A 6,363-nucleotide genomic window follows, 5' to 3' on the forward strand; every position below is an offset into this window, starting at 1 on the left:
CACGTGCTCTAACAACTGCAGACCGTCCATTCCCGGCATCTTAATATCCGCTATGATAATATCCGGCTGATAGGTATTCAGTGCCTCTCTGGCTTCCTCCCCATCGGCATATTCCCGCACTTCATCGATCCCATACTCACTCCACGCAATCCCGTAATGGATTCCCTCCCGTATCTGTCTGTTGTCATCCACAACCATTAATCTCATAGTAATACCCGCGGCATCCTTTCTATATCTTAATTTTCTTTCACACTTTTGCATCCAGCTTCACTTTGACCTGTACCATACAGCCTATGCCTTTTTTGCCGTACATCTTAAGTCCGTATTCTTCCCCATAACGCAGCCGGACTCTTTCATCGATATTGCGCAGTGCAAATGCCTCCTTTCCCTCTTTATCTTTTAATAGCTTTCTGATTTTTTCCACATCGCAGCCCACTCCATTATCGAGTACCGTAATGATCAGGTCCTCCTGCTGCCTGCGCATCCTGATTTTTACCTTTCCGCCTGTATTCACATCCCGCAGTCCGTGCTGGACCGCATTTTCTACCAGCGGCTGGGTAATCAGCTTAGGTATTAAGTAAGCATGCAGGTCTTCCGGAATATCATTTATGAATGCTGCCCGGTCTCCCATCTGAAAATCCAGCAGAAACAGATAATTATCAATAAATTCCATGTCATCCCGGATGGAGATCATTCCTTCTCCAAACCGCAGGATATGGCGGTATACATCTGCCAGGGCTTCCAGCTGTTCACTTACCTCGTAATCCTTATTCCGGATTGCCAGCCAGTGTATGGAATCCAGAGAATTATAAAGAAAATGCGGATTCATTTTAGCAAGCAGCATCTCTCTCTCAGCATCCTGGGTCTTTATCGTCTGAATATAAACCTGATTGATCAGTTCATTGATATGGGAGACCATATCTTCGAATCCCTTCTCCACATTTCCCATTTCATCATGCGCTGTCTCATAATCTCTCTTTTCAAGAACACCGCTTTTTACAACATCAATACGCTTTGAGAGGTGATGCAGAGGCATAATAATTGTCCTGTTTTGTATCATACTGTATACAAATCCAAATACCACACACAACAGCACCGCGCAGACTATAAAGGTAATCTGTGTATTATAAATGGAGATTTTCTCCTCAACCTGAAATAAATACCAGCCGCCAAAACCGCATTTGGTATATAGTACAATGTAACCCTCATTTCCTGTTTTTACCGGGAAATATCCGGAATCCTCGCTCTTTCCCTGATTTTGAAATTCCTCCCAGCAAAGATTGCGCAGCTCCTCATTATTACTGTTTTCTGCAAGCACGCTTCCCTGTTTATCGAAAATGAATACATCTGCAATCATGTTTTCTCCCTGATAAGGGGTAAACTGGCCAATAAATTCAGGTGCATTAATATGTACGCTGATAACGCCTTCATTCTCCAGGGTAAGCCCCTTCATAATCGTCATATAGTAAGAAATCTGACTTAACGTACTCACATTAATTCCCCTTTTAAAGGTGACAGGATGTTCCGCTGCCCACAGATACGGGACATTTTCCTCCTCGATCTGCCTGGTGTATTCCGTGTTTTCCCGCTCATCCATATAGCGCGGACCTCTCTGGAACAGCACCTGTCCGTTTTTACTCAGGGCAATACTGCTGCAGCTGTTTATCATTTCGCTGGCCTCCAGCATACTTTTGGCAGCATTTTTGAAGTCCATGACAGATGCATTTCCCGCTGCAATCGCCTGAATGGAACGCTCCCCCGCTAGAGCCGATATCTCCTGAATCACCGTATCATATAGTTTTTCAACATCTTTCCCGGACTTTGTCAGCTGGTTGATCTGTATTTCATATTGATTCTGCTCGCTGAGCCGCAGCACTCTGGTTGTGGTGATGATACCCAGCAGAATAATCGGCAGAATAACGCAGAGCGTCAGCGCCAGCAGCATCTTCTGACGGATAGACAAATTCTTAATAAACTTTTTCCAGGATATTTTCCCAAGTATCTTTCCCATGTAAAAACCCTCCTATTGTCATATTCTATCATGGAAAATGTCATGCGGTAAACTGATTTAGGCTCTATGTAGAGATGCTTATTTGAAAAGTGCTTATAATAAAAGGCTTTGCATCTGCTTCTCTGGATGAAACTTCCATTCCAAAGCATGATTTAAATTGATCTGACGGCTTAAACAGCGAAACCCCTGCTTAATCTGTCACTTAAGCAAGGGTAATTTTTATAATTATATCAGATTTATATTTCCGTTCATATGTCAAAAATCTATAGTGATATGCTAATATTCTATCCGGGGACATTCTTCTACCAGCTGGATAAACAGCTCCATAGCAGGGCTGATCCATTTATTTTTATGATGTCCGCATACAGCAGTTATTCGCACATTCCCGATATCTGTGGGGATCTCCTTCAATTCTCCGCGGTCTAATTCTTCCAGAACTGTGAATCGTGGGAGAAAAGATATGCCCGCATTGTTTTTAACCAGATTTTTTATGGTGGGAATGCTCCATAATTCTATTGTATGGACCAGCTGTATCCCTTTATCCCGGAGATACTGTTCAAATATCAGCCGGAAGATGCAGTTGGATTCGTTGATAATCAGTGGGAGGGGAATTTTCTGATTGGGCGTTATAAAATCCGGATAATCCTGCTTTATTTCCGGAGAAGCCACGAGCGCCAGGGAATAGCTTCCAAGGGGGAAGCCAGCCAGACTGGCTCCTAATCCTCCAGCTTCTTCATAGAACAGCCCTAAATCAAGTGTACCATTCATCAATTCATCTCGTATGTCATAACAATTCATGGAACGGAGATACAGTTTGGCATCGGGTGCCTTCTTGTGAAACTCCTTTAGTATAGGAGGCAGCAAATAGCAAAGCAGCGATTCTCCCACTCCAATCCGTAAATTATCCTGGCATTTTGCCAGATCACCTTCAAAGTACCGCATCTTATGTACAGAAATCATCACGTCGTCCACATAAGGAATCAGCTGTTCTCCGGCTTTCGTCAGAACCATGCGCCTGCCTATTTTCTCAAACAGTTTGGCTGAAAGCTCCTGCTCCAGCTGACCGATCTGAAAGGTAATGGTTGACTGTGTATAATTCAGTTTGTCAGCAGCTTTGGAAAAACTCCCCTCATCCACAATTGTCCGAAAGGTTTGCAAATATTTAAGATCCATCTTCCACCTCCACATTTATTCAAAAGTATTGAACTATTATTTTAAATATTTCAATTTGATTAAAATTTTGTATGATGTTATTATAACGGAAACGCCAGATTATGGCAATAGCTGTTAATAATACAACATTTGCAGAAAGCAAGGAGAGAATGAATATGATTGAAATTAGATTATTTGAAGAAGCTGACAGAGATGAAGTTATCGCACTTGTGCTCAGTTGCCAGAATGACGGAACAAGGCCCGTCGTCAGCGTAGACGACCAGCCTGAACTGCTATGTATCCGGGAAAAATATTTTTCAGATGGAGGCTGCTTTTGGGTTGCCACAGATCATGGACATATCATCGGCAGTATTGGGCTTATGAATTGCGGTAACGGTATCGGCGTATTAAAAAAGTTCTTTGTAAATCAGGCATACCGGGGAGAGCCTTATCATTTGGGCCGGAAATTATATGCTGAACTGCTTACCTTTGCAAAGCAGCACGCATATCAAGCCCTTCTTCTGGATACACCTAAGAACACGGAACGTGCTCATAAATTTTATGATAAAGCAGGCTTCGTTAAAATCTTTGAAAAAGACCTTCCGGTACATTTTGACCATCCATATAAAGACTGTGATTTTTTTCAGTTAACAGGTCCATTTAAATAACCATACCCTTTCCTAATAATATTCTGTATCCCGATATTCCGGGAACGTTTAAATTAGCGGGAAGATACGCGATAAATAATCTATCACGTCAAATCTTCCCGATTTCCAGAATCACCGAAGCTTATCTGAAAACATTTCCAGAGATTTTCAGACTCCTTATATACAAGGCTTCCATGATGCTTTTCCATTATTTTTTTACAGATACTAAGACCCAGACCGCTTCCGCTTCCGGACGTTCTGGACTCATTTCCACTTACAAACGGTTCAAACATATGGCGTTTCACCTCTTCCGGAATGGTATTTCCATTATCTGCAACTTCAAAAATAACCCACTGATTATGCACCTTATTTTGCTCATCATTTTGTTCCTCATTTTGCTTCTTGTTATGATCCTTAACATGCTCATTAATATAGTCATTAACATGCTCCATATTATGATTCTCATCAACATATTCATAAAGTTTCAAACGGACTTTCGTATAGGGAGGATTATGTTTGATTGCATTGATCAAGAGATTTCCTATCACCCTCCTGACCTCTGTCTTTGCTATAAACAATCTGATTTCCCTCTCAGGAATCTCCAGATCCAGATCCATTTCTGCCCTTTCAAAATCATCCATATACTCAATTACTACCTCACGCACAAATTCGGTAAAATCTGTTTCTTCATATACAAACTGATATTCGGTATTCTCTAACTTTGTATAAATCAGTAATAATTCCACCAATTCATTTATATGGTCCGTCTTTTTTACGATTGTACCAATATACTCCCGTTTTTTTTCCTCTTCTTCCACCACACCCTCCGCAATTGCTTTTGCATATCCCCTGATTGTCGTAATTGGTGTACGTAAATCATGGGCAATATTGCTAAACAACTGCTGTTTTTCTTTTTCGTACTGCCGGCGCTGACTCTTTGCCTCACGCAGTTCCTGTGCTAATACATGAAATGACTCCTCAATGGCACAATACTCATACTCCGCCTGCAGTGAAAGCCTTAGATCATAATTTCCTGCTGTCAACTCAGCAAGTCCTGCTGCAAGCTTCTTATTCGGTTCACCTACATGCCGTTTGATTGATTTTGCATACCACCAGATGCACATTAAAAATATTACGAAGAACCCAGCACCCAGCAATATGCTGGTACTTCTCAGCCATGCCGCTATATCTCCCTTGGGATTATAAAAAGTAAAACTGGCTTTTAGCTTTCCTGCCGGGAATTTTACAATACCAAGATAACGTTTCCCATCCACTCCTTTGAAATAGGTCGTTGTGCTCACGTACCGGGGTTCTTTTATTTTTGGATCTGTTTTATTGATTTCTAAAATTCCGGCGATTTTAGTAACCTTTTGCTTTAACAGGTACTCGATTCCTTTCTGCTCCAGTAACTCCTCCTGGGTATAGGATGCCTTTTTTTCTAATACATTTCCCTTTGTATAGATCACCTGGTTCTGCCCATTCAGTATTTCAATCCATCCGTCAAAATCTTCCAGCGCTGTTATATCGCTCTTTTCATAGTCCTGCGCGATTACTTCTTCCGCGCTGAATATATGAAGCACATCCTTATCGCTCACAAGAATATACGATGTAACTAATCCCAATATACTGGTCAGTACGATAATCAGGAAGGAAAATTTGATATACTGTTTTATCAGATATATACTCAGACTCTTTTCTTTTCTCCTCATTTTAATCTGCAATCATCTTATACCCCAGCCCTCTGATCGTTCTGATATAAGACTCTCCGTTCCTTTCTCCGATTTTATCCCTGATTTTGCTGATATACACCATAATATTATTATCGTCTACGATATATTGTTCCTCCCATGCCGCCTCATAGATCTGCTTTTTTGTAAATACTCTGCCCGGTGCCCCCATGAAAAGCTTCAGTATCTTAAACTCAATCGATGTCAGTTCAACCGTCCGTTTCCCTCTGCTGAGGGTACATTGCTGCAAGTCCAATTCCAGGTCATGCACTTTTAAAGGTTCATCCTCATTACTCTGACTGAGACAGTAAAACCTTCGTATATTTGCATCCACTCTTGCAACCACCTCTAAAGGATCAAATGGTTTTACAATATAGTCATCTGCACCAAGCCCCAATCCCAAGATTTTATCCGCCGTCTCTCCCTTTGCCGAAATCACTATAATTGGGAGATTCTTCTCCTTACGGATCGCTTTGATTAATTCATAGCCATTTAGATTGGGCATCATAATATCAACCATGGCTAAATCTACTTTTTCCCTCCGAAGAATCTGAAGTGCAGACAGTCCATCCCCCACCGCCAATACATCATACCCATCTTTCTCAAGATACAATCTCAATAATTCTATAATTTCCCGTTCATCATCCGCCAGTAATATTCTCTTCCTCATATCTTGCCGCATCTCCTTTATTTAAGCAGCATATGTTATCGAATATCCTGCCTTTTAAAAATATTCATTGTTATAAATATCATAACACCTGTTATTCCTAAAGTACAAGCAGCAATTAAAATCACATCGGTTATTTTAATTGCCCCGCCTGTCATC

General features: G+C 41.2%; 6 protein-coding genes. 1 reads left to right on the forward strand and 5 read right to left on the reverse strand.

What is annotated here, in order from left to right:
- The 3 genes from ACH2DQ_RS05545 to ACH2DQ_RS05555 form a co-directional block, all read right to left on the reverse strand.
- The coding region (locus ACH2DQ_RS05545) for a response regulator (RefSeq protein ID WP_395025892.1) at positions 1-207 on the reverse strand (207 nt) is incomplete at its 3' end.
- A gap of 40 nt (positions 208-247) precedes the next feature.
- On the reverse strand, positions 248-2,011 hold the full coding sequence (locus ACH2DQ_RS05550) for a sensor histidine kinase (RefSeq protein ID WP_394914725.1): 1,764 nt from the start codon (positions 2,009-2,011) through the stop codon (positions 248-250).
- A gap of 276 nt (positions 2,012-2,287) precedes the next feature.
- Positions 2,288-3,184 (reverse strand): LysR family transcriptional regulator, encoded by an 897-nt coding sequence (locus ACH2DQ_RS05555; RefSeq protein ID WP_394914726.1) that lies wholly within the window; start codon positions 3,182-3,184, stop codon positions 2,288-2,290.
- A gap of 155 nt (positions 3,185-3,339) precedes the next feature.
- Here ACH2DQ_RS05555 and ACH2DQ_RS05560 point away from each other — a divergent pair, with 155 nt between their 5' ends.
- A complete protein-coding gene (locus tag ACH2DQ_RS05560) occupies positions 3,340-3,831 on the forward strand; it encodes a GNAT family N-acetyltransferase (RefSeq protein WP_394914727.1) in 492 nt (163 codons plus the stop codon).
- An 83-nt stretch (positions 3,832-3,914) separates the two neighbouring features.
- Here ACH2DQ_RS05560 and ACH2DQ_RS05565 read toward each other — a convergent pair whose 3' ends face one another.
- Together ACH2DQ_RS05565 and ACH2DQ_RS05570 are read right to left on the reverse strand one after the other, a co-directional pair.
- Entirely contained in the window at positions 3,915-5,519 is a 1,605-nt protein-coding gene (locus tag ACH2DQ_RS05565; RefSeq protein ID WP_394914728.1) for a sensor histidine kinase, read from the reverse strand.
- A 1-nt stretch (position 5,520) separates the two neighbouring features.
- A complete protein-coding gene (locus ACH2DQ_RS05570; protein WP_394914729.1) occupies positions 5,521-6,207 on the reverse strand; it encodes a response regulator transcription factor in 687 nt (228 codons plus the stop codon).
- Positions 6,208-6,363: the final 156 nt, after the last annotated feature.

Source organism: Robinsoniella sp. (assembly GCF_034124845.1).

Coding starts and splice junctions, on each gene's coding strand:
- ACH2DQ_RS05565 (WP_394914728.1), bottom strand. CDS start 5,519: ATGAGGAGAAAAGAAAAGAGTCTGAGTATATATCTGATAAAACAGTAT.
- ACH2DQ_RS05570 (WP_394914729.1), bottom strand. CDS start 6,207: ATGAGGAAGAGAATATTACTGGCGGATGATGAACGGGAAATTATAGAA.
- ACH2DQ_RS05550 (WP_394914725.1), bottom strand. CDS start 2,011: ATGGGAAAGATACTTGGGAAAATATCCTGGAAAAAGTTTATTAAGAAT.
- ACH2DQ_RS05560 (WP_394914727.1), top strand. CDS start 3,340: ATGATTGAAATTAGATTATTTGAAGAAGCTGACAGAGATGAAGTTATC.
- ACH2DQ_RS05555 (WP_394914726.1), bottom strand. CDS start 3,184: ATGGATCTTAAATATTTGCAAACCTTTCGGACAATTGTGGATGAGGGG.